Here is a 26274-nt window from a genome sequence, read left to right on the forward strand (position 1 = left end):
GAGTGGCCGACCTCAGGTCAGGCTGACGGTCTCCGCACCGCCGATGCTCCCGAAACGGTCGGGCTGGCAGGTGAGCAGGATGACCTGCGCGTTGCGGCCGACATTGCCGAGGATGACGTTGAGCGCGGCCAACCGCTTCTCATCGGAGAAGCCGAACGCGTCGTCGAGGATGACCGGAGCACCCGAGCTTTCGTCGACAAGCGTGGCCACGGCGAGTCGGCCGATGAGAGCCAGCTGCTCCTTCGTCCCGCCCGACAGCGAGTCGAAGGCGACCGTGCGGCCGTTGAGTGTGCGAGAGACGATCTCGAGGTCCTCGGAGATCTCCACCGACAGTCCTTGACCGAAGATCACCCGGCCGAGGCGTTCGATCTGCTCCTTGAACGGGGCCACGTACTTCCGCTGCGCTTCCTCCTTGTGCGCGAGCACGGTCTCCTTGAGCAACCGGATCGCTTCGGCTTGACGACGTACTCGGTTGAGGTCCGATCGCAGCGATTCGAGCTTCTCCTCCGCCGCTTTGAGCTGATCGTAGATGCCCTCCCCGGCCCGGTCATCGATGAGTGCCGAGAGACGGTCGACTTCCTGCCGGTCGGAGTCCTGCTGCTTCTGTTTGCTCTCGAGCAGCTGAACGGCATTCTGCAGCCGCATCTCCAGGGTCTCCGGATCCGCCGCCTCGTATCGTGCACGAGCCGACGCCGCAGCAGTCGCAAGTTCCTCCGAATGCTCTGCTGCGCTCGTGACCGCGACCTCGAGTGCCTCGTCGGAATTCGCTTCTCGCTCAGACGCGAGTCGGGTGGTGAGGGTCTTCCGGGTCGTCGACGCCTGCTCGAAGTGGGCATGGGCGCGAACCGCCGCGACTCGCGCCTCGTCCCGATCGACGCGAGTGCGATCGAGCGCCGCCCGCGCGGACTCGACGGCTTCCTGTGCACTCTCACCGTGTGCTGTTGCCCTTTCAACGGCCTTTTCGAGGTCTTCGACGGAATCTTCGTCGCCGTTGTTCTCGTCTGCCGAGTCACCGGCCAGCAGTTCGGCTCGAGACAGCGCCGCATCGAGTCCGGCTCGGTCGTCGTCGCCGATGAGCACACGCAGGGTGGAGTTCGCTTCGGCCAGAACCGCTTCTGCTGCGGTGCGCACATCGGCGCGCTCACGCGCCTCGGCGAGGGTGTCGACCCCGAGCCGGTCGAGTTCGGCATCGAGCGCGGTCTGCGCGGAATCGACCGCCCGGTCGAGCTCGGCCGGTGACTGGCCGGGGCGCACAGTGATGTCGGCGGCCTCATCGATGATGATCCGCATGTCTTTGACGACGGCGAATTCTTCGGTCGAGTCTGCTGACAGTGCTGTGCCGTCGATGCTGACGCTCCTCGCGCCGAGACGGGTGGCGACGATCTGCGCGGCAGCGGCAGTCTTCGTCTTCTCCGCGATCCGCACCTCGGTGACGAGGCTGCTGAGACGGTCGAAATCGGCGGCGGTGACGGAGATCGATCCGATGTTCGCCTTCGCCTCGGTGGCCTTCTGCTCCTGTTCGCGGATGTTCCTCAGACGTCGGCGCAGTTCGCTGACCTCGCGGCGGGCGCGGGCTCGAGCGAGGTTTGCCGATGCCGTCTTCGATTCGTTTCGCGCCTCGTCGAGCGTGTTCTGCTTCGCTTCCAGCTCGTTCTGTGCCTCTGCGAATTCGGTGTCGTGTTCGCTTTCGGCACTCACGGCTTTGTCACGGTCCGCTTCGGCAGCCTGCAGGGCTTTCTGCGCGGCCGTGGTCTCGGTGATGAGTTCCTGACGACGGTCCCTGGCTTCGACCGCTCGCTGCTCTTCGCGCTGCGCGGACTCTGCCGACTCGCGGGCTCTGTCGAGTTCGGCCTTGAGTCCGGACAGCGCTTGGGAGGCTTCTTCGGCTTCTGCCCTTTCGGTGACTGCCGCCTTCAGCTGCTCATTCACGCTGTTCAGCCGGTCAGTGGCGCGTGCATGCCGGTCGATGAGCGCATCCATGTCCTCGCTGCGGGCGACCAGGTTCTCATACAGCTCCTCGGCTGCCGGGAATTCCTCGCCGAGCCTCTTCAATTCGCCGGTCTCTTTGCCCCTGGCGGTGAAGTGTTTGCCGTATTCGGCCTCGACCCGGTTGAGGAAGGCGTCGTGGTCGGCCGGTTCTTCTCCCGATTCGTTCAGTGCACCGTGCAGGGCTTTGATCTCGGCCAATGAGGCTTGAGCCAGGCTTCTGCCCTGCGCGACGTCGAGGGCGTCGAGCAGATCCACGTCGACGGTGTCGTCGAGGATGGCGAGGAACCGTTCGTGGGCTTCGTCGCCGCTGAGCTGTTCCGGGACGGGGCGCAGGATGTTCAGCTCGGTGAAGGACTGTTTGAGCCAGCGTTTGCTGTAGCGGACTTCGTATTCGCCGGTCGTCAGGTGCAGCTCGACTTCGGGGCCGACGTCGGAGCCGACGGGCTGGGTGTCCTTGACGCTGGCTTTGCGGGAGCTGGCTTTGTCTTCTCGCAGCTGGGTGATGGCCTGGTGGATCGAGGATTTGCCGATCTCGTTCGGACCTTCGACGATCGTCACCCCGGAACCGAATTCGACGGTGGCCTCGGCGATGCCACGATAGTTGACGAGGCGGATCGAGTGGAGTCTCATGAGTTGCTCCTGGCGAATCGGTAGAGCAGGCCGAGTGCGTCCTGGGCCGCCAGGGCTGAGTCGTCATCGGCCGTGGCGCGAGCGGAGAGCTCGTCGAGCGTCTCCTGCAGGTATCCGCTCAGTCCCAGGTCGGCGAAGTCCTCGTCTGCGGCGATGACGGCGAGATCAGTGTGCCTCTCCCACCAGGAGACGAGGGCGAAGAGGTCGGTGAAATGCTCGAGGATCTCATCGAGCCTGGCTTTCGCGGCCGTCGGCAGAGTGCCGCGCAGGACGAGCCACACCGCGGTCTTGTCTTTGTCGGCCACAGCGTTGAGTCGCTGTTCGAGCGCGTCGACATCGTCGGCTGAGTTGAGATCGGCTTCGACGACTGTGAATGTCCAGGTGCCGAGCGCGATCTTTTCGACCTCGGCCTCATGGGTGTCCGGGTCGATGTCGACGAGGAGGACATTGCCGGGGTCGTCTTCACGGCGCGAGGTGACTTCGGGGGCACCGGGGTACCAGATCCGTTCGGCGACCTCATAGGTGGCGTGCCGATCGCCGAGGGCGATGAACTGGGCACGGTTCTCGCGCAGCAGGGTCCGCAGATGGTCGGTGTCGATGGTCGCGACGGAATCCCGGTCAGGATTGAGAACGCTCACGGCGCCGTGACCGGCGATGATGCGGACGGAGCCGGGGGCCACCTCGGTGAGGTCTGCGGCAGCGGCGGCGACAAGATCGCCCTGGGGGTGTTTGGAGAACCACGGAGCTCCGACGATCTCGGTTCCCGGGATCACTTCGAAGGGCTCACTGTCCCGGAGCACATGAACGTGGGCGGGCACTCTCCGCGTGAAGGCCGAGGAGTCGTAGATCGACGCTGCGTCCAAGGGGTCATGGTTGCCGGGCAGCAGGACGACGGGAACCGGGCACGAGGCGAGCGCTTCGAAGGTGCGGGCGATGATGGCCCGATCGAGCTGATTGGTTTCGAAGACGTCGCCGCAGACGAGGACGAACTCCGCTCCCCTCTCCGCGGCGAGCGCGCCGATGCGCGAGACGGCATCGAGTCGGGCGCGGTGGAACCGCGGGCGGGCCTCCGCGCTGAGGAAGTGTGCCGTCATGCCCAGCTGCCAGTCCCCCGTGGCGATGAATCTCATCTGCACCTCCTCATCTCATCCCCATCCTACGGGCGAGTTCCCACCATATCTTTCACCTCTGACATAAGTGACTCATAGCACGCTCGCGGTGCCGTCCCACCGCTTTCACCTCGGCAAACGCGAAATCATACCGCACCAACGGACGGCGACTGCGCCGGCCTGAGGACCTCCGCAGACGCGAACCCGCGACCGCACGCAGCTAATTAGGTTAGGCTAAGCATTTGTGAACGTGACTGCATTGACCGCCTCAGGGCTGCTCCTGAAGTATGACCGGACCGAGGTCGTCCACGATGTCAGCCTGTCGATCGTCCCCGGACAGGTGACGGCCCTCCTCGGCCCCAACGGCTCGGGCAAATCGACCGTGCTGCGCTCTTTGGCTCGCCTCCACCCGATCGCCGCGGGCGATGTCGTCATCAGCGCCGCTGGCAATGCCGCCGGTGCCGAAACCCGCGGCGCCGAAGTAGGCGCAGCTGCCGAAGCAGGCAGCAGTGCCGCCGCCGGTTCCACCACCGACGCTGCCGCCCTGACGGCCAAGGAATTCGCCCGGACCGTCACCCTGCTCTCGCAGTCGCGCCCGCATCCGAGCGGAGTCAGCGTCCGTGAAGTCGTCACCTTCGGTCGGCATCCGCATCGGAAGCGCTTCGCCGGGCTCACGGATGCAGATCGCAGCGCCATCGACCGGGCACTGTCCCTCACCGGTACCACGGACATGGCCGATCGGCCCGTCGATCAGCTCTCCGGCGGCGAACTCCAGCGCGTGTGGCTGGCCACCTGCCTGGCTCAGGACACCGGCGTGCTCCTGCTCGACGAACCGACCAACCATCTCGATCTGCGCTACCAGGCGGAGATCCTCGACCTCATGCGCGAACTCGCCGACGACCACGGCATCGCCGTCGGCGTCGTCCTCCACGACCTCGGGCATGCCGCCACGGTGGCCGATCACGTGGTCCTGCTCGATCGGGGACGCATTCGCGCGGCCGGCACCTGCGAGGGCGTGTTCACCGCCGAAGTCCTCAGCGAGGTCTACGGCCTGCCCATCTCCACTCGCATCGACGACGACACAGGGCTGGTCAGGGTCGAAGCCCTCCACCGGCGACGCCGCCGCGCTGCCGTCTGAACCCAGGCGCCCCCAGCCGAATCACCTCACCGACCGAAAATCGAGACCGTCCGATCATTCATCGGCTCACCAGAGAGAAGACCATGACGACAACACCCCTGCCCCGTTCCGCATTCGCTGCGTTCGCCTCGGCGACGGCAATCTGCGCCCTCGCTCTGACCGGGTGCGGGACCACGCAGACCGACGCCCCCGCGGACGCGCAGTCGCAGTCCTCAGCCTCGTGCCAGGACGACTCGACCACCACCTCGACGGATCCGGTCACGGTCACCGATGACACCGGCCACGAGGTCTCCCTCGACAAGCCGGCGACGAAGGTCGTCTCGCTCGAGTGGCAGTACACCGAGGATCTGCTCACCCTGTGCGTCGACCCTGTCGCAGCGGCCGACGTCAAGGGATTCACCACGTGGGACACTGCAGAGGCGCTGCCCGAATCCACCACCGACGTGGGCACCCGTCAGGAACCCAATGTCGAGTCGATCCTCTCGGCCGACCCGGATCTCGTCATCATCGAGACGGCGAACCGCAAGGACAAGATCGTCGGGCAGCTCGAGGACCAGGGAATCCCCGTCATGGCAATGGCCGGTGCGAACGGAGACGACCCGGTCAAATACATGAAGGACACGTTCACCACCGTTGCCGAGGCGACCGGCCGCACCGAACGCGCCGAAGCCGTGCTCAGCGACTTCGACACCGAACTCCAGGATGCGAAGAAGACCATCGCCGAGGCGAAGCCGGAGACCACGGAATTCGTCTACTTCGACGGCTGGGTCAACGGTTCGAACGTTGCGCTGCGTCCCTTCGGGCAGGGTTCGCTCATCGGTGAGCTCGGCGAGGAACTGGGTCTGAAGAACGCGTGGACCGGCGAAGTCGACCCCGCGTACGGGCTGGGACAGACCGACATCGAGGGCATCGCGAAGGTCGGCGAGGCGAACTTCTTCTACACCGGCACCGAGGACCCCGAGTCCGAGGACTACGTCGACTTGCTGAAGAAGAACGACATCTGGGCGAACATCCCTGCCGTCAAGGAGGACCGCGTCACCGCTTTCCCGGCCGGAATCTGGACCTTCGGCGGACCGAAGTCCTCCGAACAGGTCCTCAACGCCTACGTCGACGCGCTGACGAAGTAGTCCATGACCGCGACCGCACCCACGATGACCCCGCACGCAGGCCGGGAACCGGCGGCGCCGACCGTTGCCAGTCGGCGCGGCGGGGTCGTCGGTGCGTTGTCAGCCGCCGGGGTTCTGCTCGGGCTCATCATCGTCCTCGCCCTCCTCTCGATCTGGCACATCACCCAGGGCACCTCGGGAATCGGCGTCCGGGATCTGCTGGCCTCCCTCATCGGGTCGGATTCTCCCCTCGCCGAGGCGGGACCCGGTGTCCGTGACATAGTCCTCGGGTCGCGGCTGCCGCGCGTGGGGGCGGGCATCCTCGTCGGAATCGCTCTCGGCATCGCCGGGGCGCTGTTCCAATCCCTGGCGCGCAACCCCTTGGCCTCTCCGGATACCCTTGCGGTCACCGGCGGATCCTATTTCGCTGTCACCGTGGTCACCGCCTTCGGGATCAGCATCCCCATGTGGGCCTCGGGCGGGGTCGCGTTCCTCGGCGGTCTGCTCGCTGCAGCCCTCGTGCTCGGACTCGCCGGCGGTGCGGAGTCGTCGACGACGCGTCTGGTACTGGCCGGAACGGCGACGGCGATGGCCCTGCAGGCGGGCACCTCGGCGCTGCTCATCCTCTTCTCCGAGGAGACGACGAGTCTCTTCGCGTGGGGTTCAGGAACCCTCAATCAGCTCGATGGCACCGCGGCCCTGCGCAGCATCCCGGTCATCGCGCTCATCCTCGTCGCGGCGATCGCCCTGTCCCGGCGTTTGGATCTGCTCGGACTCGGCGATGATGCGGCCTCCGCGTTGGGAGTCTCGGTCCGATCCACTCGGGCCATCGGGATCCTTCTGGCCGTCGTCCTCACCGCTACGGCGGTGACCCTGGCCGGACCGATCGGCTTCGTCGGGCTCTGCGCTCCCGTCATTGCCCGGCTGCTTGCCAAGGCCTTCCCGATCCTCGCCCGGCATGCCGTGCTCATTCCCGCGGCCGGGCTCATCGGGGCGATCATCGTCATCCTCGCCGATGCGGTGCTGCGGGCGATCATCGGCGCCACTGCCGCGATCACCCTGCCGTCCGGGGTGACGACGACGGTCCTCGGCGCCATCGTGCTCGTCCTCCTCGCCCGGACGCTGCGCGCGTCGACACCCGCGCAGGCGACGTCGGCGGCACGGTCGACGGTGATCGGCCCCCGTCGGGCCGGTCTCGTCATCGGTGCCGGTGCCGTGCTGCTCCTCGTCGTCTCGATTCTCGGGCTGCTCGTCGGGGAACGGCTCTACCTCCTCGGCGACGTCCTTCTGTGGCTGCAGGATCGGGCGGCGCCGGTCATCGATTTCGCGTTCGATTCGCGGTCTCCGCGGGTCGCGGCGGCGCTGGCCGCAGGTGCCGCTCTCGGGCTTTCGGGCACACTCGTCCAGGCCAGCGCCCGCAATCCTCTGGCCGAACCCGGTCTGCTCGGCATCACGGGCGGGGCCGGTCTGGGCGCGGTCATCGTCGTCACCGTGATCCCGGGTGCAGGGGTCGGGCTCGTCTCCGCTGTCGGCATCGCCGGTGCACTCGTGGCCTTCGCGATCGTCTACGGCCTGTCGTGGCGGGGCGGGATGAACACCGACCGTCTCGTGCTCGTCGGCATCGGCCTGTGGTTCGGATTCACCGCGCTGACCACGTTGTTCCTCGTCCGCGCGAACCCCTGGGACACCCCCGCCCTGTTCACCTGGCTGTCCGGTTCCACGTACGGCCGGGTGTGGGCCGATGTCGCGCCCGTCGCCGTGGTTCTGCTCATCGCGATCCCGGTGGCATTCGTGTGGACTCGAGAGCTCGATCTGCTCGCCCTCGATGACGACACTCCCCGACTGGTCGGTGTTGCCCGCGAACCGGTGCGCTTGAGCGTGCTCATCATTGCCGCCGTCCTCGCGGCCGTGAGCGTCTCGGCGGTCGGGGTCGTCGGGTTCATCGGTCTCGTCGCTCCGCACGCCGCCCGTGCTCTCGTCGGCAGCCGACATCTGCGAGTCGTACCCACTGCGATGATCCTCGGCGCGGTGGGGCTCGTCGTCGCCGACGCACTGGGTCGGACCGTCATCGCTCCCGCACAGATTCCGGCCGGGCTCATCGTCGCCCTCATCGGTGCCCCCTACTTCGTGTATCTGCTCGCCCGCTCGCGCGCCTGACCCGACCCGACCGCACCCTGTGCCGCCGGTCTGCATCGGCGGCGCGCAGGTTCTCAGCCGTCAGTCAGCCCCTGGGCTTTCTCTGTCGTCGGTCAGCCTTCGGGCCCGCCCTGTCGGGCCCAGCCGGCCGATTGTTCACGGACGAAGTCACGCAGGCGGGTCACCACGCGGCCGGGCCGGCGCACCGCCGAGCACAGGGCGATCTCCCGGACGTAGCCGGGCCCCCGCAGCTCCACCTCGGTGATGGTGTCCACCGGACGTCCGGCGCGCGGAATGAGCGCCACACCCATCCCCCGGCCGACGAATTCGCGGATCGTCGAGAATTCCGTGACCTCGATCTTCACCTGCGGGACAAAACCGGCGGCTGCACACCATCGGTCGGTCAGCGTCCGCAGGTTGTAGCTCGCGGGAGTGGAGATGAATTCCTCGCCCGCCAGCTCGGCCACGGTGGTCTGCTTCCGCTCGGCCAGAGGATGGACGGCAGGCACGGCGGCGACGACCGATTGGCTGGCGAGGATCTCGTGCGGAACCTCCGGCGGGGCCGGGATGATGATCGCCAGGTCGAGGGCACCGCGTTGCAGATCGGCGACGAGTTCGGCTCCGTGGGCCTGTTTGAGGTCGAGCCGGATGCCCGGATGGGCCCGGTTGAAAGCGGCCAGCAGGTCGGGGACCTCACCGGCGCCCATCGTCAGCGGGAACCCGAATCGGATCGTCCCATGCTCGGGATCGGCCACCTCGGCGGTGTCGGCCAGTGCCGTGTGGATCTCACGCAGGGGTGTGCGCACCGCCGCAACAAGATCCCTGGCCGCGTCGGTGAGACCGATGGCTCTGCCCCGCGGGACGGTCAACGGCACGCCGAGGCGGGACTCGAGGCTGTGGATGCGCCGGCTCATCGTCGACTGCGGGATGCCGAGCGACGCGGCCGCGTCGGTCAGATGCCCGTCCTCGTCGGCCAACGCGACCAATTCCCGCAGCGCCGCCAGCGGGACACCGCGAGGTTCAGATGACTGTTCCATATTCGGATCATATAATTCCAACCGCTCATTGGACGGATGATTCCGGGAAGCGCATGGTGAAAACATGACAACGCACACCGCCTCTTCCACGTCCCTTCCCGCCGCCGACGTCGTGCTCATCGGCGGCGGCATCATGTCAGCGACCCTGGGCTCGATGCTCGCTCTGCTCGAACCACAGTGGCGCATTCTCATGCTCGAACGCGCCGAGGACCTCGCCGCAGAGAGCAGCGATCCCTGGAACAACGCCGGAACCGGGCATTCGGGCTTCTGCGAACTCAATTACATGCCGGATCCCGACGACGGGTCGAAGGCGGCCTCGATCGCCGAGCAGTTCCACCTCTGCCGGCAATGGTGGGCGCATCTCGTGCGCCTGGGCCTGCTCGAGCCGAGTGAGTTCATCCATCCGTCCACGCATATGAATCTCGTCTTCGGCGCCGAGGATGTCGCCTACCTGCGTGCGCGGGTGACGACCCTGCGCACTGACCCCCTGTTTGCGGACATGGAGTACACCGAGGATCCCGAGGTCATCGCCGAGTGGGCGCCGCTGACCATGGACGGACGACCGAATACCGGTGAGCCGATGGCGGCCGCTCGCCATCCTCGAGGCACGGATATCGACTTCGGCGCACTCACTCGTGCGCTGACGAGCATCATCGCATCGGCCGCCGGTGAGGTGCGCACCGGTCACGAAGTCAATGGGCTCAACCGCACCGGGACGGGCTGGCAGATCACCGGTGCGTCACCGGCCGGGAGATTCCGGGTGCGGGCGAAGACCGTCTTCGTCGGAGCCGGCGGGTTCGCCCTGCGACTTCTGCAGAAGGCGAAGGTTCCTGAAGTCCGCGGCTATGCCGTCCTTCCGGTCGGGGCCGCGTTCTACCGGTGCTCGACACCGGCCGTGGTCGCCCGGCACCAGGCGAAGGTCTACGGTCAGGCCGATGTCGGCGCCCCGCCGATGTCGGTGCCGCACCTCGATCGACGAGTCGTCGACGGGCGGGAGCATCTGCTCTTCGGCCCGTATGCGACCTTCAGCACGAAGCTGCTCGAGCACGGTCGACTCACCGATTTCTTCACCACACTGCGGTGGGACAATCTGCACGTCCTCGCCGCGGCCGGTGTGCAGAATCTTGATCTCGTCGCTTTCCTCGTCAAGGAGCTGGCGGCCGGTCCCACCCGAAAGTTCGCCCAGCTGCGACGGTATTTCCCCCAGGCGCGTCAGAACGAATGGACGCTCATTCCCGCAGGGCAGAGAGCGCAGCTGGTCAGACCGGATCCCACACGGATCGGGATCCTCCAGCAGGGCACGGAACTCGTCGTCTCCGCCGACGGGTCGATCTCGGGTCTGCTGGGCGCGTCCCCCGGAGCATCGACGGCGGTGCCGATCATGCTCGATCTGCTCAAACGCGCCTTCCCCACCCAATGGCACAACGCTTGGAAGACCGTCCTGTCCGAAGCCATCCCGGACAGGGACCGCACCGACTGGGACGCCGAAGCGGTCGCTCGTACGCTTGCCGATACCGCTGCGCCCCTCGGGTTGGACCGGGTCGGTGGGTGATCGACATGAACACGGTCGCAGGCCGACCGCGAAAGCGCGGATTCGGCGGTGGAAGAGGCAATTGCACATGACTCCGTTTCGCCCGATGCGACGTTGGCGGAAGCCCACAGCAGAAACCCCACAATGTTGTGGCAAGTTGAATTGCACAACCGGCGTTTCAACTCTAGTGTGACCTACAACACTGAACGTTTGGGAGATCACAATGAAGCGTCTGACCCGCAATTTCGTGGCAATCTGTTCGACTCTCGCGCTGACTGCGGGCCTTGCCGCCTGCAACGGCGGTTCTGACGACTCCGGGGGCGCCGGCGACACGATCGTCGCGGAGACAGCGTTCAATCTCAAGACGATCGATCCTCATCGACAGTTCGAGTTCACCGGCTCCACCATTGACAATGCCGTCTACCAGACGGCGCTCGAGTTCGAAGACGGTGACCTGACCAAACCGACCGACGGTCTCTGCTCATTCGAGATGTCCGATGACGACAAGGAGATGACACTCACCCTCAAGGACAAGGATGCGAAATTCTCCAATGGTGATCCGGTCACGGTCGATGACATCGTCTTCTCCTTCGAGCGACTCCAGGGCATCAAGGGCAACCCCTCCTTCTTCCTCGATGGAGTGAAGGTGAAGAAGGTCGATGACGAAACCGTGAAGCTGATCAGCAAGGATCCCAATCCGGCCTTGCCTTACATCCTGCCGAACGCTTCGATCGGCATCGTGAATTCGAAGGTCGTCAAAGACAACGAGGGAACGACGGATGAGAACGACGGTGCCGAACAGTTCCTCAACGAGAACTCCCAAGGGTCGGGACCGTACAAGGTTGAGAAGTACGATGCCGACAGCCAGGTGGTGCTGACGGCGAACGAGCACTACAGCGGCCCGAAGCCGAAATTCAAGCGGGTGGTTCTGCGCAACGTCTCCGCCGAAACCCAACTGACCGATATCCAGTCCGGTCAGGCCCAGGTTGCCTACGATCTCAACGCCGATCAGGCGAAGCAGATCGACGAGTCGATGGGAAAGGTCTCGAGCCTGCCGTCGACACGCAGCCTCTACATCTTCAACAACACCGATGAGAAGCTCGGCGGGCCCGCCGCCGATCCGAACTTCCGCAAGGCTGTGATGGCCGCGATCGACTATGACAAGCTCATCGATCTCGCGGGAGAGGGATCGCAGCGCATGGCCAGCCTCGTGCCGAACGAATTCGTCGGCGCAGTATCGAAGGACGACGCTCCTGAACGTGACCTCACCAAGGCAAAGGCCCTTCTGAAGAAGGCCGGTTACGACGGGGAGAAGATCCCCTTCCACTACTCGAGCGATCAGGCCGTCAACGGCGTTGATCTGGCTCAGCTGGCGGAGACCCTGCAGGCACAGCTGAAGGAGGCCGACATCAACCTCGATCTCAAGCCTGCGCCGAGTTCGACTCAGCTCGACGGGTTCCGCTCGGCCAAACAGCCCATGGGCATCGGCACCTGGGGCGCCGACTTTCCCGACCCGACGAACTACAACGTCTTCATCCCCGGCGGAAGCGTCGCCGAACGAGTCAACTGGGGAAAGGACGCCGATCCCAAGTTGGCAGAATTTGCAGCAGAAGCGTCGAAGGCCAAGGACAGTGACCGTGACGCTGCCTACAAGAAGCTGTACAAAGCGACCACCGACACCGGAGTGTGGATTCCTCTGGTCCAGCCGGTCGACACCGTCGCCGTCGGGTCGAGCATCCAGAAGTTCGTCTCCAACGCTGACACCTCATTCGACTTCGCGAAGGCCGAGTGAGGATGGCGGGAGCCTCCACTGTGCCACAGGGCACCCGCGATGCGGCTCCGCCCGGCCCTGCTGAAAACGACGCGGCTCAGCGGATCGAACCGCCCAAGCTCCACCCTCTGCTGCGCTTCATCCTCATCCGGATCGGAATCTCAATCCTCCTGATCTGGGGAGTCACCGTGGTGACGTTCCTGCTCACCAACCTCGTCCCCACCGACCCGGTCGCGGCGATCCTCGGCGACCGGGCGGCGGCGGACCCGGAGATCGTCGCTCAGACACGGGAAGAGCTCGGACTCGACCAGCCGCTCATCGTCCAGTACTTCACGTATCTGAGCAATCTTCTGCACGGTGATCTGGGAGTGTCCAACCAGACACGCACGCCCGTGCTGGAGTCGATCGGCCAGGTCTTTCCTGCTTCTATCGAACTCGGCATCGGCGCCATCCTCATCTCGGTCGTTGTCGGTCTGCTCCTCGGACTCCTCAGCGCTCTCAGACAGAACACGATCGTCGACCATGCAATTCGCACACTCAGCCTCATCGGCATCTCGGCACCGACCTTCTGGATCGCGACCGTCGCCTACTTCGTGTTCTTCTTCAAACTCCGGGTAGTCCCCGGCGCCGGCCGACTCGACCCGTGGATCACTCCGCCGCCGAAGGTCACTGGGCTCTACACCGTGGATGCGCTGTTCTCCGGACAGATGGCGACCTTCACGAACGCTCTCGGACATCTCGTTCTGCCTTCGTGCGTGCTCGCACTCTTCACCATCGGACTGCTCACCCGATTCAGTCGATCCAGCGTCCTCGACATCATCAGATTCGACTACGTCACCGCGGCGAAAGCCAAAGGGCTGCCAACCCGCACGGTGGTGTTCAAGTACATCTTCCGCGGAGCGCTGGTCCCGATCATCACCGTCGTCGGACTCGCGTTCGGGTCCCTGCTCTCCGGTGCGGTCCTCACCGAAACGGTCTTCGCCTGGAACGGACTCGGCCAGTATGCGTATCGCGGAGCGACGACGCTCGATCTCCCCGTGATCATGGGAGTTGGCCTCGTCATCGGCATCGTCTACATTCTCGTCAACTTCATCGTCGACCTGATCTACGGCTTCGTCGATCCGAGAGTGAGGGTGCGATGAGTATCGGTTCTCCCAAACACCCCGCCACCGGATCGACCCGCACCGAGGCAGCCACCGGGGACCCCCTCGGCCCGGTAGTGAAACGCTGGCAGTTCCGGTTCCCGAAATCGCTGCGCACCCCGCTCGGTTTCGTCGGAGCTGCCATCCTCGTCATCTGGCTGATCCTCGCGATCTTCGCACCGCTTGTCGCACCGTTCGATCCACTGGCGCAGGACTTCCCTCGGCTCACTGGGCCGGGGGCTGAGAACATCCTCGGCACAGACACCCTCGGGCGCGACGTGTTCTCACGCATCGTCGTCGCCGCCAGGACCACTCTTCCTGCTGCTGTGTTCGTCGTCATCTGCTCTGCGCTCCTCGGCTCGGTGCTCGGTGCGATCGCCGGCTACTTCGGCCGCGCCGTCGACGAGATCATCATGCGCATCGCCGACCTCGTCTTCGCCTTCCCAACAATCATCCTGGCCATGGTCATCGCCGCCGCGCTCGGACCCGGCCTGAAGAATGCGATCATCGCGATCCTGCTCGTTTCGTGGCCGTCTTACGCCCGCGTCACCCGATCCCTGGTGATGACGGCGCGCAGCAGCGAATATGTCATCGCCGGACGTCTCCTCGGATTCAGCGCAGGCAGGTCCCTTCTGCGTGAGATCGCTCCGAACGTCATCTCACCGGTGATCGTCCTCGCCACTCTCGATGTCGGTTCCGCCATCCTGACCATGGCTGGACTGTCGTTCCTGTCTCTGGGTGCGGTCCCACCGACACCGGACTGGGGTGCCATGATCAGTGAAGGCGTTTCGCAGTTCGCTGCGTGGTGGATCGCGTTCTTCCCCGGCCTGTGCATTCTCACTATCGTCATGGCTTTCAATTTCATCGGAGACAGTCTGCGTGACAGCCTCGATCCGCACACTGCCCAGGAAGTGGGTGAGACGACCTCATGAGCATGATCAGCATCAACGGCCTCAACCTGTCCGTCACCACAGGCAAGACGACCGCACACATCCTCAAAGATGTCTCATTCGATCTTGAAGCAGGCCGCATCACCGGCGTCGCCGGAGCTTCGGGATCCGGTAAGACTCAGACCGGGTTGGCCATCATGGGCCTCTCCCCCGCCGGGGCCGAACTGAGCGGAAGCATCGACTTCGACGGTGTTGAGCTCGTCGGTATGCCCGCGAAACAGCACAATCGTCTCCGCGGGGTGCAGCTGTCCATGGTGTTTCAGGATCCCGCCTCAGCGTTCCACCCCATGCTCACCGTCGGCGATCAGATCACCGATCATCTGCGACATCACCAGAAGATGCCGAAGAAGAAGGCCCTTGCGAAAGCCGTCGATATCCTCGGTCGGACGAAAGTTCCGCATCCGGACGAGGCAATCCATAAGTATCCCCACCAGTTCTCCGGCGGCCAACTCCAGCGAATCGCATTCGCCTCAGCAATCATCTGCGATCCGAAGGTCCTCATCGCCGACGAACCGACTACAGCGCTCGACGTCACGGTGCAGGCCGGCATCCTCCGACTGCTCAGGGAGCTCTGCGACGATCTCGACCTCGCGGTGCTTCTCGTCACCCACGACTTCGGGGTGCTGTCGTCGGTGACCGACACCATCGTGGTGATGCAGAACGGCGTCGTCGTCGAAACCGGCGACCGAGAAACGGTGATCACCGCGCCTGAGCACGAATACACTCGTTCACTCATCGAATCACTGCCGGGAGCGGAGGTCGCCCGATGACATCGACCGATGACACCCCAACCGAGGCGGACGAGAAGCACGGTTCGGCTGAAACACCTCTGCTCACACTCGATTCCGTATCGTGCGAATACAAGCTCGACGGCGGGGGTCGCTTCCGCGCCGTCGACGGTGTCTCACTGCAGCTGGGCCGCTCCGAAGTCCTCGGGCTCGTCGGGGAATCGGGTTGCGGCAAGTCCACTCTGGCGAAGCTCATCTGCGGATTGGAGAAGCCGGCCGGAGGACAGATCTCCTTCGACGGCAGTCCTGTGAGGGCACTGGGGCTGAAGAAGCGCGACACGCGCCTGTTGGGCATTCAGATGGTCTTCCAGAATCCCTATGCCTCGCTCAATCCCCGTCGGCGAATTCGCGACCAGCTCGAGGATGCGCTGGCTCTGGACCCTTCCGGGCGCTGGAGTGTCGAATCACTCCTCGACGCGGTCGACCTTCCGTCCGACGCAGCACAGCGCTACTCCCATTCGTTCTCCGGCGGGCAGCGGCAGCGCATCGCGATCGCCCGAGCTCTGGCGGCGGGGCCGAAGGTGCTCGTCGGTGATGAACCGATCGCTTCCCTCGATGCCTTCCTGCAGGCCCGAATCGCACGCATGATGCGCGATCTCGCGATCAAGTCCGGGGCGTCGATGATCTTCATCAGTCATGATCTGTCAGTCGTGCGTGACATCGCTGATCGCGTCGCCGTCATGGAAGCCGGGCGCATCGTCGAAGTCGCCCCGACCGATCAGATCTGGGACAGCCCTCAGCACCCGTACACGACGAAGCTGCTGGCTGCGATTCCCCAGGTCGACGGCAAGGGAATCATCCCCGGATAACAGCTGCAAGGAGAAGGCGGAACATGGTCACATTGCTGCGCGGTGCCGATATCTGCGCCCCGGAACGACTCGGTAAGCAGGACATCCTCATCGAAGGGCAGCAGATCACCTTCATCGGTGATCTCCCCGCCGAGGCGCTCGATGGTCTTCCCAACGCCACCGTCATCGATGCCCAGGGGCTCACAGCCACTCCAGGCTTCATCGACCCTCATGTCCACATCTCCGGTGGCGGAGGCGAAGGCGGCTACGCCAACCGCACCCCCGAGATCGTGGTCAGCGACATCGTGCGCGCCGGAGTCACCACCGTCATCGGCTGTCTGGGAACCGACGGAGTCACCCGCAGCCACGCCGACCTCCTCGCCAAGGCCCGAGCTCTCGAGACCGAAGGCATCTCCACCTTCATCTATACGGGCAGCTACCAGGTCCCGGCACGGACCCTGACTGGTGCCGTCGTCGATGATGTCGTCCTCATCGACAAAGTCATCGGTGTCGGCGAGGTTGCGATCTCGGACCGCCGTTCGTTCCAACCCACCGTCGAGGCTCTGGCCGAGCTCGTCAGCCAGTCTCATGTCGGTGGGCTGCTGTCCGGCAAGGCCGGAATCACCCACTTCCACGTCGGCCCCTACACGACCCGCCTGGCCCCGCTGCATCGGCTCATCGACGACTATCCGATCGCACCGCAGGCCATCTACGCCACCCACATCACCCGGTCCCCTGAGCTGCTGGCCGACGCGGTCGATCTGGCTGCCAAGGGCGCCATGGTCGATATGACGGCCTCGTCGACGACGACGCAGTCTCTGCAACGCTACATCGATCTCGGCGGGGACCTCAGCCGTCTCACTCTCTCCTCCGATGCCAACGGCAGCCTGCCGGAGTTCGACTCCGACGGACGGCTCATCGGCATGGATGTTGCCAAGCAGACGACTCTGTATGAGCAGGTGTGGGCGTGTGCCGACCTGCCCGGTCTCGACCTGTCTCAGGCCATCTCCCTCGTCACCTCCAATACGGCAGATGTCCTCGGCCTCGAGCACAAGGGACGCCTGCGTATCGGAGCGGATGCCGACATCCTCCTCACCGATGGCAGCCACACCATTCAGCTCGCCTTTGCCCGGGGGCGAGAGGTCGTTCGCAACGGCGCCCCGCAGATCCGAGGAACCTTCGAATGAGCCACAAGCACGACACGACGACTTTCCCCGACGACATCGAGGAGAAGCCCCCGTCCTTGGGCTGGTCACTGGTGCCCCTGGTCGCGATGCTCGTGCTGCTGGCTGTGGGCTACGGCGTTCTCGGACTCGCGCCCGAACCGCTTCTGATCCTCTCTGCGATCATCGCCGGCCTGGTGGCTCTGCGGATGGGGCTGGGCTGGGAAGAGATGCTCCTGGGGATCAGGGAGAAGCTCGATACTGCGATGCCGGCGCTGCTCGTGCTCATCTCCATCGGCATTCTCATCGGCACCTGGATGATCGCCGGCACCATTCCGATGATGATCTATTACGGCTTGGGCCTCATCAGCGCACAGTTCATCGTGCTCATCGCCTTCGTCATCTCCGCGATCGTCTCGGTCATCACCGGCACGTCGTGGGGCTCGGCGGGAACCGTGGGCGTCGCCCTCATGGGAATCGCCGCGGGCTTGGACGCACCACTGGCGGCGACCGCCGGAACGATCGTCGCCGGTGCGTACTTCGGTGACAAACTCTCGCCGCTCTCGGATACGACGAACCTGGCTCCGATCGCTGCCGGCACCACCTTGTGGGAGCACATTCGGCACATGCTCTACACCACGATCCCGGCCACGGTCGTGGCGCTGGCGCTCTATCTGTTCGTCGGCATCAATCAGCAGTCCGGTGGAACCGATTCGGATCAGATCACTGCCGTCACGGGAACCTTGGACAGTCTCTTCTCCTTCAATGTCCTCCTGCTTCTGCCGATGCTCATCGTCCTCGGCCCTCTGTGTCAGCCTTAGATGAGACACCCGGATGGTCCGGTTTGGTGTCGTAGAGGGCGGGAGGAGGTATCCCCGCGATGAACACAACGATGACAACTCCGATCGAGTCGAGGCATTCTGGGGGTATGGATGAAGTCCCTGACCCGCAGGTCCCGCCCAAGGCCTGCCGGCGTCGCTACAGCGCGAAGTACAAGGCCGAGATCCTGGCAGAGTACGAGAATGCGGACCGCGAAGGCAGAGGCGCGTTGCTGCGCCGGGAGGGCTTGTATACCTCGCTGATCAGCGCCTGGCGAGACCAGCGCGACCGCGGAGCCAAAGAGGCACTGGGTCGCTCCGGGGGCGCGGCACCGGCCACAGCAGCCCAGAAGGAAGCCGCGCGGTTGCGGAAGGAAAATGAGCGGTTGCGGTCGGATCTGGACAAGGCCGAGGCGGTGATCGAGGTCCAGGGAAAACTCTCAGCGCTGCTGGACCAGTTCTCGACCAGCAGCAACGACAAGCCCGAGAAGCGATGATCGACGAGACGATCACCGAGCTCACCGAGCTGGTGGGCACCAAAGCAGCCTGCCGGGCGGTGGGACGGTCTCGGGCCACCCACTACCGCCGCCATCGCCAGTCCCCGGCACCGCCGCGTCAGCGCCGCGAGCCGGCCCGGCAGCCGCGGGCCCTGACCGAAGCCGAGGAGGCCGAGGTCTTCGCGGTCTTGCACTCGCAGCGGTTCGTGGACATGGCCCCGGCCGAGATTCACGCGGTCCTGCTCGATGAGGGTGTCTACCTGTGCTCGGTCTCGACGATGTATCGCCTGCTACGCCGCCGCGGCGAGGTCCGTGAGCGACGCCGCCAGGCCACGCACCCGCCCCGGGTCAAGCCCGAACTCGCAGCTGAGGGCCCGAATCAGGTGTGGTCGTGGGATATCACGAAGCTCCACGGTCCGGTGAAGTGGACGTACTACTACCTGTACTCGATCATCGATATCTTCTCCCGCTACACGGTGGGATGGATGGTCGCCCCCGCCGAGTCGGCGGCGCTGGCCGAAAAGCTGCTGGGCGAGACCATCGCCAAGCAGGACGTGGACCGTGATCAGCTGACCATCCACGCGGACAACGGCTCCTCGATGGCCTCGAAACCGGTCGCGTTCCTGCTGGCCGACCTGGGCGTGACCAAGACGCATTCCCGCCCCCACTGCTCCAACGACAACCCGTACTCAGAGTCGCAGTTCAAGACGTTGAAGTATCGGCCCGAGTTCCCCGAGAAGTTCGGCTCGATCGAGGACGCCAGAGCGTTCTGCAGCAAGTTCTACCGCTGGTACAACACCGTCCACCGCCACTCCGGGATCGGCATGCACACCCCGATCGACGTCCACCACGGCTACGCCGCCGAGATCCGGGACCACCGCGCCAGCGTCCTCGAGAAGGCCTATATGGCCCACCCCGAGCGGTTCGTCCGCCACCACCCAGTCCCGCCGGCATTGCCCACCACAGCCTGGATCAACCCGCCCGACCAGGACGAGAAGACCCCGCCAGCAAACTCAACGACGAAGCTCAGCAAGTGACCCAAAAAGGTTGACAGGTTCCGCGGCGGAGCGGTTCTCAAACTGCCCACTCTTCCGACGATCATCGGTTCCTCACTGGTTGCCGGGGTCCTCGCGGCGATCTTTCAGAAGGTCAGTCTCGAATCGATCTTCGCCTCCACCGTCGACGGGTTCACCCCGGACATGCTCGAGGTCGGGTCCTCGACCCTGAAGAATCTGGACCCTCAGGTCGTCGAGTTGGTGTCCCAGGGCGGCATGGCGTCGATGACCGGTGTCATCCTCATCGCGTTCAGTGCTTTCGCCTTCGCCGGCATCATGTCCAAGTCCGGTGCTCTCGAGACCATCATCCGATCCCTGCTGAGGTTCGTGAAGCGCACAGGTGATCTCGTCCTCTCCACGGTCCTCTCATGCATCACGATGGCCGTTGTGACCGGCAATTCCTATCTGTCGATCATCGTCCCGGGGGAACTGTTCAAAAAGGCCTATGCTGATCGGGGTTTGGACGCGAAGAACCTCTCACGCACGCTCGAGGACTCCGGCACGGTCGTCGTTCCACTCATTCCCTGGTCCTCGGCAGGCGTCTACATGGCCGGTGTGCTGGGTGTCTCCGTTCTCGACTACGCCCCGTGGGCGGTGTTCTGCTACGTCGGTTTCGCCTTTGCCATCATCCTCGGGTACACCGGATTCGGCATCGCCAAACGCCGCGGGCCAGTGCTTCGCTCCTAGGCAGGCGAGACCTGGGTGGTCCTCATCGATCCCGCCGGCCATGCGCTCTGCATCTCTGACGCGAAGAACTGAGGCTGGCCCATCGGTGCGTCCCCGCGGGGACGCACTCACCCCGAAGTCAGCTTCTCCACCCGCACGATGTAGTGGGAGGAGTCGAGGCCGTCGACAAGGATCGTCGCCGAGTATTTGTCGTTGCCCCCGGTGACCACCCAGTTGGGTTTGAGGATTCCGCTGGGTGCGGCCGCCTCCTCGATGGTCAGTCTCATGCCCAGTTTCACCGTTTTCAGGACTTTCGTGCGCACCAACGAGCGCGCTGTTCGCCTCACATCGTCGGGACCGGGTTGTGGGCCTGCCTGGTCGGAGGATTCGAAGGAATCCAGCCACTCTGCCACGGCCACCGTCTCACCCCGAGGAACGAAGTCCGCGAGGTACCCCTTGCCTGAATAGGCATTGACCAGGACGTTCATTCGCTGCCTGGGACTCGTCTCCGCTGGAACAGGGGCGGCAGACCACGACCGTTCGGCTCGCCGGAAGATGCTGCGCGTGCGGGCGCTGAGCACCGTCCACCAGAAGGGGTGGAGGACCTTTCGGACCTCGGCGGTCGCATGGGGCAGCTTGCGCTCGAACACTGCGCGCGCCTCGGCGGCGGTGATGTTCGGCGCCAGTCTCAACGCCGATTCCGGGACGATCAGCTCAGGCTTCTCTCCCCCGCCGGGCAAACTGTCCGGGTGCTCACGCATCCTTGGGCACCTGCGCGGCGAGCGCATCGTTCTGGCCGGTGAGCATATGTGCGGGGATGGCACCGATCTTGTCGGTCTCCTTCAGTGCCGCAACGACGTGTGCCGGGACAGGATGCGATTTCTGCGTGGCCAGGGACACGAAGATGAGGGCAAGGGTCGAGCACACGATCCCGACGCCCATCGGGTCGACGCCGGTGACATCGACGAGACCGGTCAGCTGCCATACGACGGAGGACACGGTACCGAGAATCATCGAGGAGATCGCTCCGGGCACGTTCGCCTTCTTCCACCATGCGGCGGCGATGTAGACGGGGACGAATGCGGCGCCGAGCACCGTGGTGGAGAAGATGACCACCTCGGCGACGGCCGGCGGATCGTTCACGGCCACAAGATAGCCGATGATCGCGAGCACGAGCACGGTGAACCGGGAGACCCACACGGACTGCTGATCGGACATGTCCTTCTTGACGAAGCGCTGGAACAGGTCCTGGCTGGCGATCGTGCCCGACTGGAGCAGCAGCGCATCGGCGGTGGACATGATCGCGGCCATGATGCCGGCCATGACGATGCCCACGGCGAAGTCCGGCAGCACGGAGTCGGCGACCTGGAAGACCGCGAGCTCCGGATTGTCCAAGGTCGGCAGGAGGATGAGCGCCATGACGCCGACGATGTAGGGCGCGGGGATGAACAGGAGGTTGAAGCCCGTGGCGTACATGCTCGCCGTCCGGGCGACCGAGGGCCGCTTCATCGCCATGTGGCTGACGTTGACGTGCGGCCAGCCCATGTAGCCGATGGAGAAGACGAGGACAGCGCCGACGATGACTCCCCACTGCACGGATTCGATTCCATCGGGACCCCACATGGTCAGCAGATTCGGGTTGATCCGTCCGACCTCCTCGTTTCCTGCGGTCCATCCGCCCACCGCCTGGAGGGTGGCGATGAGGATCCAGACCATGCCGATGAGCATGATGATCGCCTGCACGAAGTCCGTATAGGCCACGGCCAGGTATCCGCCGAGGAAGGTGTAGAAGACGATGACGCCGACGGCGATGAGCAGCGCCCAGGCGTAGGGGATCCCGGTGACCATCTCGAGGCCGCGACCGCCGGCGATGAACTGGCTCATCACGTAGAAGAAGATGCAGAACAGCGCCACCGGGGCCGCGATCGCGCGGATCCACTTCGACGGGTACCGGTGTTCGAGGTATTCGATCGAAGTCAGCGAGCCCAGTATCTGGGAGAGTTTGCGCATCCGCCGGCCGAGGATCGACAGATTGAGCACACCGCCGCCGATGTCGCCCATCGCGTACCAGAGTGAGAAGTAGCCCTTCGTGTACGCAAGCGACCCCGCACCGAGGAACATGTAGCCCGACATCGACGAGGACTGCAGACGAAGAGCGGTCACCGCTGGCCCCAGACTGCGACCGCCGAGCAGGTAGCCTTCACTGCCCTTCGACCCGATCTTGAGCGTCCACACTCCGATGCCGGCCATCGCGACGAAGTAGATGACGAGGAACCATGTTTCGATATTCATGCCAGTCCCCCGTTCTCTCCCGCCGAGGCGGCTCCGCCGTCGGTCGCAGATCCGCCCTTCGCGCTCGCCCGAGTGTTGGCCAGTGCCGCGTCCTCGGCGACGTCCTCGGCTTTCCAGCCTCGGGAGAGGACTACGAAGACGAGGGTGTAGATCACCCAGATCGCGGGGATGCCGAAGATGATGACGACCGTCGCCGTCGGAAGACCGAACACATTGACCACCTCGTTGTGACGCAGGGAATCGAGAACCTGTGAGTGAGGTTACAACATTGCCCCGTCTCGACCGCGCCGGGGGTTCGAGTTCACATGCTGGGAACAGGCAGGAGCTGTCATTCCACGGTGAATCGGCGGTCGTGGAGACAAGTCACGGCGCCGTGGATGCGCAGCTGCCAATCCTCTGCGTCGATCGACGGCGGGATGAGAGCGGCATCGATGCGGTAGAAATCATCGTTCGCGGGGCGTCAGGCCGGAAACGTCGAGTTCGACTCCCGTCGGGCCGGCGCGCACCCATCCAGCCGATGAGCGCCCCGAACCCGGCACCGCCTGAGGCGATGCCGACGATGAGGGCGAGTTTGTCCTGGGTACCGAAGCGTCCGTTTGCAGTCTCTCCCCTGCTGCTGCGTCCTCAGGCGAGCCGGCGACGCAGACGCACGGCTGCCTCGGTGAGGGCGCGAATCCGTTCATCGCGGGCCGCTTCCGGCAGATCCGCGGACGAGTGCAGACCATGTTCGAGGAGCACGACGACCTGATCGGCGAGGTTCTGGTCGCCCAGCCGCGGGACCGGGCGTGCCTGCGATCCGAGGGCAGAGAATTCGGTGAGAGCGGAGCGGATGGCTTCGCGACGGCTCGCGGCCGGTGGGGCCGCCTCGTCGAGTTGAGTGCTCGTCAGAGAGATGATGCGGATGCGCAGTCGGCGCACCTCGGTCTCGAGCTCTGCCGCTGCCGTGGTCATGCGTTCATGATAGTCCTTCTGCCCCGGCGGGACGCCGAAGGGCGGATCCCCCATCGGGGAATCCGCCCTTCGGTCAGTCAGCTCTCAACCGCATGCGTGAGGTTCCTGCGGTCGGCGTCGACTCAGTCTCTGAAGTAGGAGATGAGGCGCAGAATCTCGATGTAGAGCCACACCAGGGTGACCATGAGGGAGAACGCGCACATCCAGGAGTACTTCTCCGGAATCTTGTGCTTGACGCCCTCTTCGATCATCTGGAAGTCCATGATCAGCGTCATCGCGGCGAGCACCGTGGCGAGGATGCCGATGATGACGCCGAGTGGGAATTCCATTCCCATGATATGGATCGGCATGCTGCGGGCACCGCCGGTGCCGGTGAACAGCGAGACGCCGAGGTTGATGATCGAGAAGATCGCGTAACCGCCGACGGCGATGAGCAGGAACTTCTTCATCTTCGAGCCGTAGCGCACGCCCTTGAACTTGAACAGTGCAAGCATCACACCGAAGACACAGAGCGTGGCGAGCACAGCCTGGATGACGATGCCGGGGTACATGTTCTCGAACAACGAGGAGATCCCGCCGAGGAAGACACCCTCGAATGCGGCATAGCCGATGATCAGGCCCTTGTTCGGTTCCCTCTTGAAGGCATTGACGAGTCCGAGGACGAGGGCGATGAGCATCGCAGGGAACGCCAGGGCCGGCACGAACCAGCCGACGGCGGCTCCGGCGACGAGGATGGCGAAGAGCACACCGGTCTTCATCATCACGTCGTCGTAGGTCATCGCCCGGTCGGCGACCTGGGGTCCGGCGTTGCGATTCTCGGCGGCCGGCTTGTTGAACAGGTCGTTGAGTTCCTGGTCGGACATGACCGGCTGATTGCGGCCGGCCTGGGCTCCCTGATTGATAGCCCGGTTCATCATGGGGTTACTCACGGTCGAGATCCTTTCGATCTGAGCAGAATGTGCACAGCCGAGAGGCTGCACTGACGATGTTTCACGGTCACAGTCTAACGGGACGGTCTGGACGGGAACTGTGGATTCCAGCCCGCGTCGCCCGACGTTGCATGATCGTGATCCTGTGGCGAGCAACGCTCGCAGCGGCTGCAGAATTCCCGTGTTCGGGCTCAGCCCATGTGATAGTGAGTGGCCGCTCCCGGACCCCAGGGAATGCCGGTCGCCCACCAGATGAAGAACAGCAGTCCCCACAGGATGAACATCGCGAACGACAGCGGGATCGTGAAGGAGAGCACTGTGCCGATGCCGGCGTCCTTCTTGTACCGCTGTACGAACCCGAGGACCACGACGAAGTAGGGGCTCATCGGGGAGATGATGTTCGTCGTCGAGTCGCCGATGCGGTAGAGCGCCTGAGTGGTCTCCGGGGCGATCGACAGGAGCATGAACATCGGCACGAGCACGGGGGCCATGAGCGTCCACAGTCCCGAACCGGAGGTGAGGAAGAGGGCGCCGACGGCCACGAGCAGCCAACCGCCGAGCAGGATGATGAATGGTCCCGTGTTGAGGGCTCCGAAGATCTCGGCACCCTTGATCGCCAGGATCTCGCCGAGGTTGGACATCTTGAACAGGGCGAGGAACTGGCTGGCGGCGAAGAACAGGACGATGACGGGCACGAAGGGCAGCAGCCCCTTGCTCATCATCTCGGGAATGTCGGCGGTGCGCTTGATCGATCCGGTCGCGTAGCCGTAGACGATGCCGACGATGAAGAAGCCGAAGCCGATGATCGCGGCGATTCCGGCCATCAGACCCGATTCCGGGCCGAAGCCGCCGGCTTCGTCGCGGAGGAACGACCCGGCCGGCCAGGCGAGAGCGAAGAGCACACCGGCGCAGACGATGATGCTGATGACGGCGATGACCATGCCGCGCTTCTCGTTGCCGTCGAGTTCCATCTTGACGTCGAAGCTGTCGTCTTCGGTCTCATCGTCGAGTTCGATCTGGTCGGCTCGTTTGGACAGGAGGAGCTCGGTCACCAGTGTCACGGCCGCGGCGACGACGAACATCGATACGAAGTTGAAGTAGAAGTTCGCGACCGGGCTGACCGTGTAGTCGGCGTCGATGATCTGCGCGGCCGAAGTCGACAGGCCGCCGAGGATCGTGTCGAGCGAGTTGACCATCGGTGCGGCCGAATATCCGCCCGAAGTCGCCGCGTAGGCGACGAGGCAGCCGAGCAGGGGGTTGCGGCCGACGGCTTTGAACGCGAGCCCGCCGAGCGGGATCATGATCATGTACGAGGCGTCGGAGGCGATCGACGAGGCGGTTCCTGCCAAGGCGACGATGAAGGTGATCCACTTCGGGGAGGCCCCGGCGATCGTTCCGCGCAGCATCGCCGGGATGAGCCCGGACTGTTCGGCCACGGCTACGCCGATGAGCACGATGAGCACGAGCCCGAGCGGTGGGAAGGTGACGAAGTTGTTCGTGGCGCCTGCGACGATCTCGCGCAGCGAATCGGTGGCGAAGAGGTTCGTCACCGTCACCTTCTCGTCCGTGGCCGGGTTGACGGCGCTGAGTCCTGAGGCCGAGAAGATCGCCGAGAGGATCATGACGATGACGGCCAGGGACAGGAACAGCCAGAACGGGTGCGGCAGCTTGTTGCCGGCCTTCTCGATGATGACGAGCAGGCGCATGAGCCAGTTGAGCTCGGACTTGCCGCTCTTCTTCTCGTCGGCGGCGGGGGTACTCGACATCGGGTCTCCTCGGTCTCGGTGG

22 protein-coding genes are annotated in these 26274 nt (G+C 64.6%); 13 read left to right on the forward strand and 9 right to left on the reverse strand.

From position 1 onward, the window contains the following. Positions 1–12: 12 nt before the first annotated feature. Positions 13–2619, reverse strand: coding sequence for an AAA family ATPase (locus ACQE2J_RS13695; protein WP_135537977.1), 2607 nt, complete (start codon positions 2617–2619; stop codon positions 13–15). Continuing rightward, the gene (locus tag ACQE2J_RS13700; protein ID WP_135537975.1) at positions 2616–3749 is read right to left on the reverse strand and encodes a metallophosphoesterase family protein; all 1134 of its coding nucleotides are present in this window, start codon (positions 3747–3749) and stop codon (positions 2616–2618) included. Before ACQE2J_RS13700 ends, ACQE2J_RS13695 begins: the two co-directional genes overlap by 4 nt. Before the next feature lie 229 nt (positions 3750–3978). Between ACQE2J_RS13700 and ACQE2J_RS13705 the strand changes: the two genes are divergently transcribed. From ACQE2J_RS13705 to ACQE2J_RS13715, 3 genes are all read left to right on the forward strand, one after another. Continuing rightward, the gene (locus ACQE2J_RS13705; RefSeq protein WP_135537973.1) at positions 3979–4866 is read left to right on the forward strand and encodes an ABC transporter ATP-binding protein; all 888 of its coding nucleotides are present in this window, start codon (positions 3979–3981) and stop codon (positions 4864–4866) included. Between the two features lie 83 nt (positions 4867–4949). Beyond that, positions 4950–5993, forward strand: coding sequence for an ABC transporter substrate-binding protein (locus tag ACQE2J_RS13710; RefSeq protein WP_135537971.1), 1044 nt, complete (start codon positions 4950–4952; stop codon positions 5991–5993). Between the two features lie 3 nt (positions 5994–5996). Further along, positions 5997–8129, forward strand: a complete 2133-nt coding sequence (locus ACQE2J_RS13715) for an iron ABC transporter permease (protein ID WP_240689596.1) — start codon at positions 5997–5999, stop codon at positions 8127–8129. A 92-nt stretch (positions 8130–8221) separates the two neighbouring features. On the opposite strand, the gene ACQE2J_RS13720 is transcribed toward ACQE2J_RS13715, so the two are convergent. Next, positions 8222–9145: a LysR family transcriptional regulator gene (locus ACQE2J_RS13720; protein ID WP_135537970.1), complete on the reverse strand. Its 924-nt coding sequence runs from the start codon at positions 9143–9145 to the stop codon at positions 8222–8224. A gap of 64 nt (positions 9146–9209) precedes the next feature. Between ACQE2J_RS13720 and ACQE2J_RS13725 the strand changes: the two genes are divergently transcribed. The 10 genes from ACQE2J_RS13725 to ACQE2J_RS13770 all read left to right on the forward strand — a co-directional run bounded on the left by ACQE2J_RS13725 (position 9210) and on the right by ACQE2J_RS13770 (position 20335). Next, a complete protein-coding gene (locus tag ACQE2J_RS13725) occupies positions 9210–10697 on the forward strand; it encodes a malate:quinone oxidoreductase (protein WP_426936481.1) in 1488 nt (495 codons plus the stop codon). Between the two features lie 202 nt (positions 10698–10899). Then, complete coding sequence (locus tag ACQE2J_RS13730) at positions 10900–12468, forward strand: ABC transporter substrate-binding protein (protein WP_426936482.1); 1569 nt, start codon at positions 10900–10902, stop codon at positions 12466–12468. 20 nt (positions 12469–12488) lie between these two features. Next, the gene (locus tag ACQE2J_RS13735) at positions 12489–13589 is read left to right on the forward strand and encodes an ABC transporter permease (protein WP_426936483.1); all 1101 of its coding nucleotides are present in this window, start codon (positions 12489–12491) and stop codon (positions 13587–13589) included. Continuing rightward, a complete protein-coding gene (locus ACQE2J_RS13740) occupies positions 13586–14521 on the forward strand; it encodes an ABC transporter permease (protein WP_135537966.1) in 936 nt (311 codons plus the stop codon). Before ACQE2J_RS13735 ends, ACQE2J_RS13740 begins: the two co-directional genes overlap by 4 nt. Beyond that, entirely contained in the window at positions 14518–15309 is a 792-nt protein-coding gene (locus ACQE2J_RS13745) for an ABC transporter ATP-binding protein (protein WP_426936484.1), read from the forward strand. The genes ACQE2J_RS13740 and ACQE2J_RS13745 overlap by 4 nt, the downstream gene beginning before the upstream one ends. Further along, positions 15306–16136 (forward strand): ABC transporter ATP-binding protein, encoded by an 831-nt coding sequence (locus ACQE2J_RS13750; protein WP_425119981.1) that lies wholly within the window; start codon positions 15306–15308, stop codon positions 16134–16136. Before ACQE2J_RS13745 ends, ACQE2J_RS13750 begins: the two co-directional genes overlap by 4 nt. A gap of 23 nt (positions 16137–16159) precedes the next feature. Further along, the gene (iadA, locus tag ACQE2J_RS13755) at positions 16160–17302 is read left to right on the forward strand and encodes a beta-aspartyl-peptidase (protein ID WP_135537960.1); all 1143 of its coding nucleotides are present in this window, start codon (positions 16160–16162) and stop codon (positions 17300–17302) included. Beyond that, positions 17299–18099, forward strand: a complete 801-nt coding sequence (locus tag ACQE2J_RS13760) for a Na+/H+ antiporter NhaC family protein (RefSeq protein WP_426936485.1) — start codon at positions 17299–17301, stop codon at positions 18097–18099. The genes iadA and ACQE2J_RS13760 overlap by 4 nt, the downstream gene beginning before the upstream one ends. Positions 18100–18170: 71 nt before the next feature. Next, positions 18171–19630 (forward strand): IS3 family transposase gene (locus ACQE2J_RS13765; RefSeq protein WP_425120636.1). Its coding sequence is split into 2 segments (ribosomal slippage): positions 18171–18528 and positions 18528–19630, totalling 1461 coding nucleotides; the frame shifts between segments, so codons are not numbered across the junction. A 42-nt stretch (positions 19631–19672) separates the two neighbouring features. Further along, the gene (locus ACQE2J_RS13770) at positions 19673–20335 is read left to right on the forward strand and encodes a Na+/H+ antiporter NhaC family protein (RefSeq protein WP_426937519.1); all 663 of its coding nucleotides are present in this window, start codon (positions 19673–19675) and stop codon (positions 20333–20335) included. 107 nt (positions 20336–20442) lie between these two features. Here ACQE2J_RS13770 and ACQE2J_RS13775 read toward each other — a convergent pair whose 3' ends face one another. The 6 genes from ACQE2J_RS13775 to ACQE2J_RS13800 all read right to left on the reverse strand — a co-directional run bounded on the left by ACQE2J_RS13775 (position 20443) and on the right by ACQE2J_RS13800 (position 26252). Further along, complete coding sequence (locus ACQE2J_RS13775; protein ID WP_426936486.1) at positions 20443–21075, reverse strand: hypothetical protein; 633 nt, start codon at positions 21073–21075, stop codon at positions 20443–20445. Further along, the gene (locus ACQE2J_RS13780; protein ID WP_426936487.1) at positions 21068–22606 is read right to left on the reverse strand and encodes a sodium/proline symporter; all 1539 of its coding nucleotides are present in this window, start codon (positions 22604–22606) and stop codon (positions 21068–21070) included. The genes ACQE2J_RS13775 and ACQE2J_RS13780 overlap by 8 nt, the downstream gene beginning before the upstream one ends. Next, positions 22603–22818: a hypothetical protein gene (locus ACQE2J_RS13785; protein WP_135537953.1), complete on the reverse strand. Its 216-nt coding sequence runs from the start codon at positions 22816–22818 to the stop codon at positions 22603–22605. Before ACQE2J_RS13785 ends, ACQE2J_RS13780 begins: the two co-directional genes overlap by 4 nt. 412 nt (positions 22819–23230) lie before the next feature. Beyond that, the gene (locus tag ACQE2J_RS13790) at positions 23231–23557 is read right to left on the reverse strand and encodes a hypothetical protein (protein ID WP_426936488.1); all 327 of its coding nucleotides are present in this window, start codon (positions 23555–23557) and stop codon (positions 23231–23233) included. 122 nt (positions 23558–23679) lie between these two features. After that, positions 23680–24474, reverse strand: a complete 795-nt coding sequence (locus tag ACQE2J_RS13795; RefSeq protein ID WP_426937520.1) for a Bax inhibitor-1/YccA family protein — start codon at positions 24472–24474, stop codon at positions 23680–23682. 203 nt (positions 24475–24677) lie between these two features. Next, positions 24678–26252, reverse strand: a complete 1575-nt coding sequence (locus ACQE2J_RS13800; RefSeq protein WP_426936489.1) for an AbgT family transporter — start codon at positions 26250–26252, stop codon at positions 24678–24680. Positions 26253–26274: the final 22 nt, after the last annotated feature.

Origin of the sequence: Brevibacterium sp. LE-L, from assembly GCF_050214925.1 — a bacterium.
Taxonomy (GTDB): domain Bacteria; phylum Actinomycetota; class Actinomycetes; order Actinomycetales; family Brevibacteriaceae; genus Brevibacterium.

Bases quoted from the DNA above. Each gene is read 5' to 3' on its own strand.
- ACQE2J_RS13695 (WP_135537977.1), bottom strand. From the start codon at position 2,619: ATGAGACTCCACTCGATCCGCCTCGTCAACTATCGTGGCATCGCCGAG.
- ACQE2J_RS13700 (WP_135537975.1), bottom strand. From the start codon at position 3,749: ATGAGATTCATCGCCACGGGGGACTGGCAGCTGGGCATGACGGCACAC.
- ACQE2J_RS13710 (WP_135537971.1), top strand. From the start codon at position 4,950: ATGACGACAACACCCCTGCCCCGTTCCGCATTCGCTGCGTTCGCCTCG.
- ACQE2J_RS13715 (WP_240689596.1), top strand. From the start codon at position 5,997: ATGACCGCGACCGCACCCACGATGACCCCGCACGCAGGCCGGGAACCG.
- ACQE2J_RS13720 (WP_135537970.1), bottom strand. From the start codon at position 9,145: ATGGAACAGTCATCTGAACCTCGCGGTGTCCCGCTGGCGGCGCTGCGG.
- ACQE2J_RS13725 (WP_426936481.1), top strand. From the start codon at position 9,210: ATGACAACGCACACCGCCTCTTCCACGTCCCTTCCCGCCGCCGACGTC.
- ACQE2J_RS13730 (WP_426936482.1), top strand. From the start codon at position 10,900: ATGAAGCGTCTGACCCGCAATTTCGTGGCAATCTGTTCGACTCTCGCG.
- ACQE2J_RS13740 (WP_135537966.1), top strand. From the start codon at position 13,586: ATGAGTATCGGTTCTCCCAAACACCCCGCCACCGGATCGACCCGCACC.
- ACQE2J_RS13745 (WP_426936484.1), top strand. From the start codon at position 14,518: ATGAGCATGATCAGCATCAACGGCCTCAACCTGTCCGTCACCACAGGC.
- ACQE2J_RS13750 (WP_425119981.1), top strand. From the start codon at position 15,306: ATGACATCGACCGATGACACCCCAACCGAGGCGGACGAGAAGCACGGT.
- iadA (WP_135537960.1), top strand. From the start codon at position 16,160: ATGGTCACATTGCTGCGCGGTGCCGATATCTGCGCCCCGGAACGACTC.
- ACQE2J_RS13760 (WP_426936485.1), top strand. From the start codon at position 17,299: ATGAGCCACAAGCACGACACGACGACTTTCCCCGACGACATCGAGGAG.
- ACQE2J_RS13775 (WP_426936486.1), bottom strand. From the start codon at position 21,075: ATGCGTGAGCACCCGGACAGTTTGCCCGGCGGGGGAGAGAAGCCTGAG.
- ACQE2J_RS13780 (WP_426936487.1), bottom strand. From the start codon at position 22,606: ATGAATATCGAAACATGGTTCCTCGTCATCTACTTCGTCGCGATGGCC.
- ACQE2J_RS13790 (WP_426936488.1), bottom strand. From the start codon at position 23,557: ATGACCACGGCAGCGGCAGAGCTCGAGACCGAGGTGCGCCGACTGCGC.
- ACQE2J_RS13795 (WP_426937520.1), bottom strand. From the start codon at position 24,474: ATGATGAACCGGGCTATCAATCAGGGAGCCCAGGCCGGCCGCAATCAG.
- ACQE2J_RS13800 (WP_426936489.1), bottom strand. From the start codon at position 26,252: ATGTCGAGTACCCCCGCCGCCGACGAGAAGAAGAGCGGCAAGTCCGAG.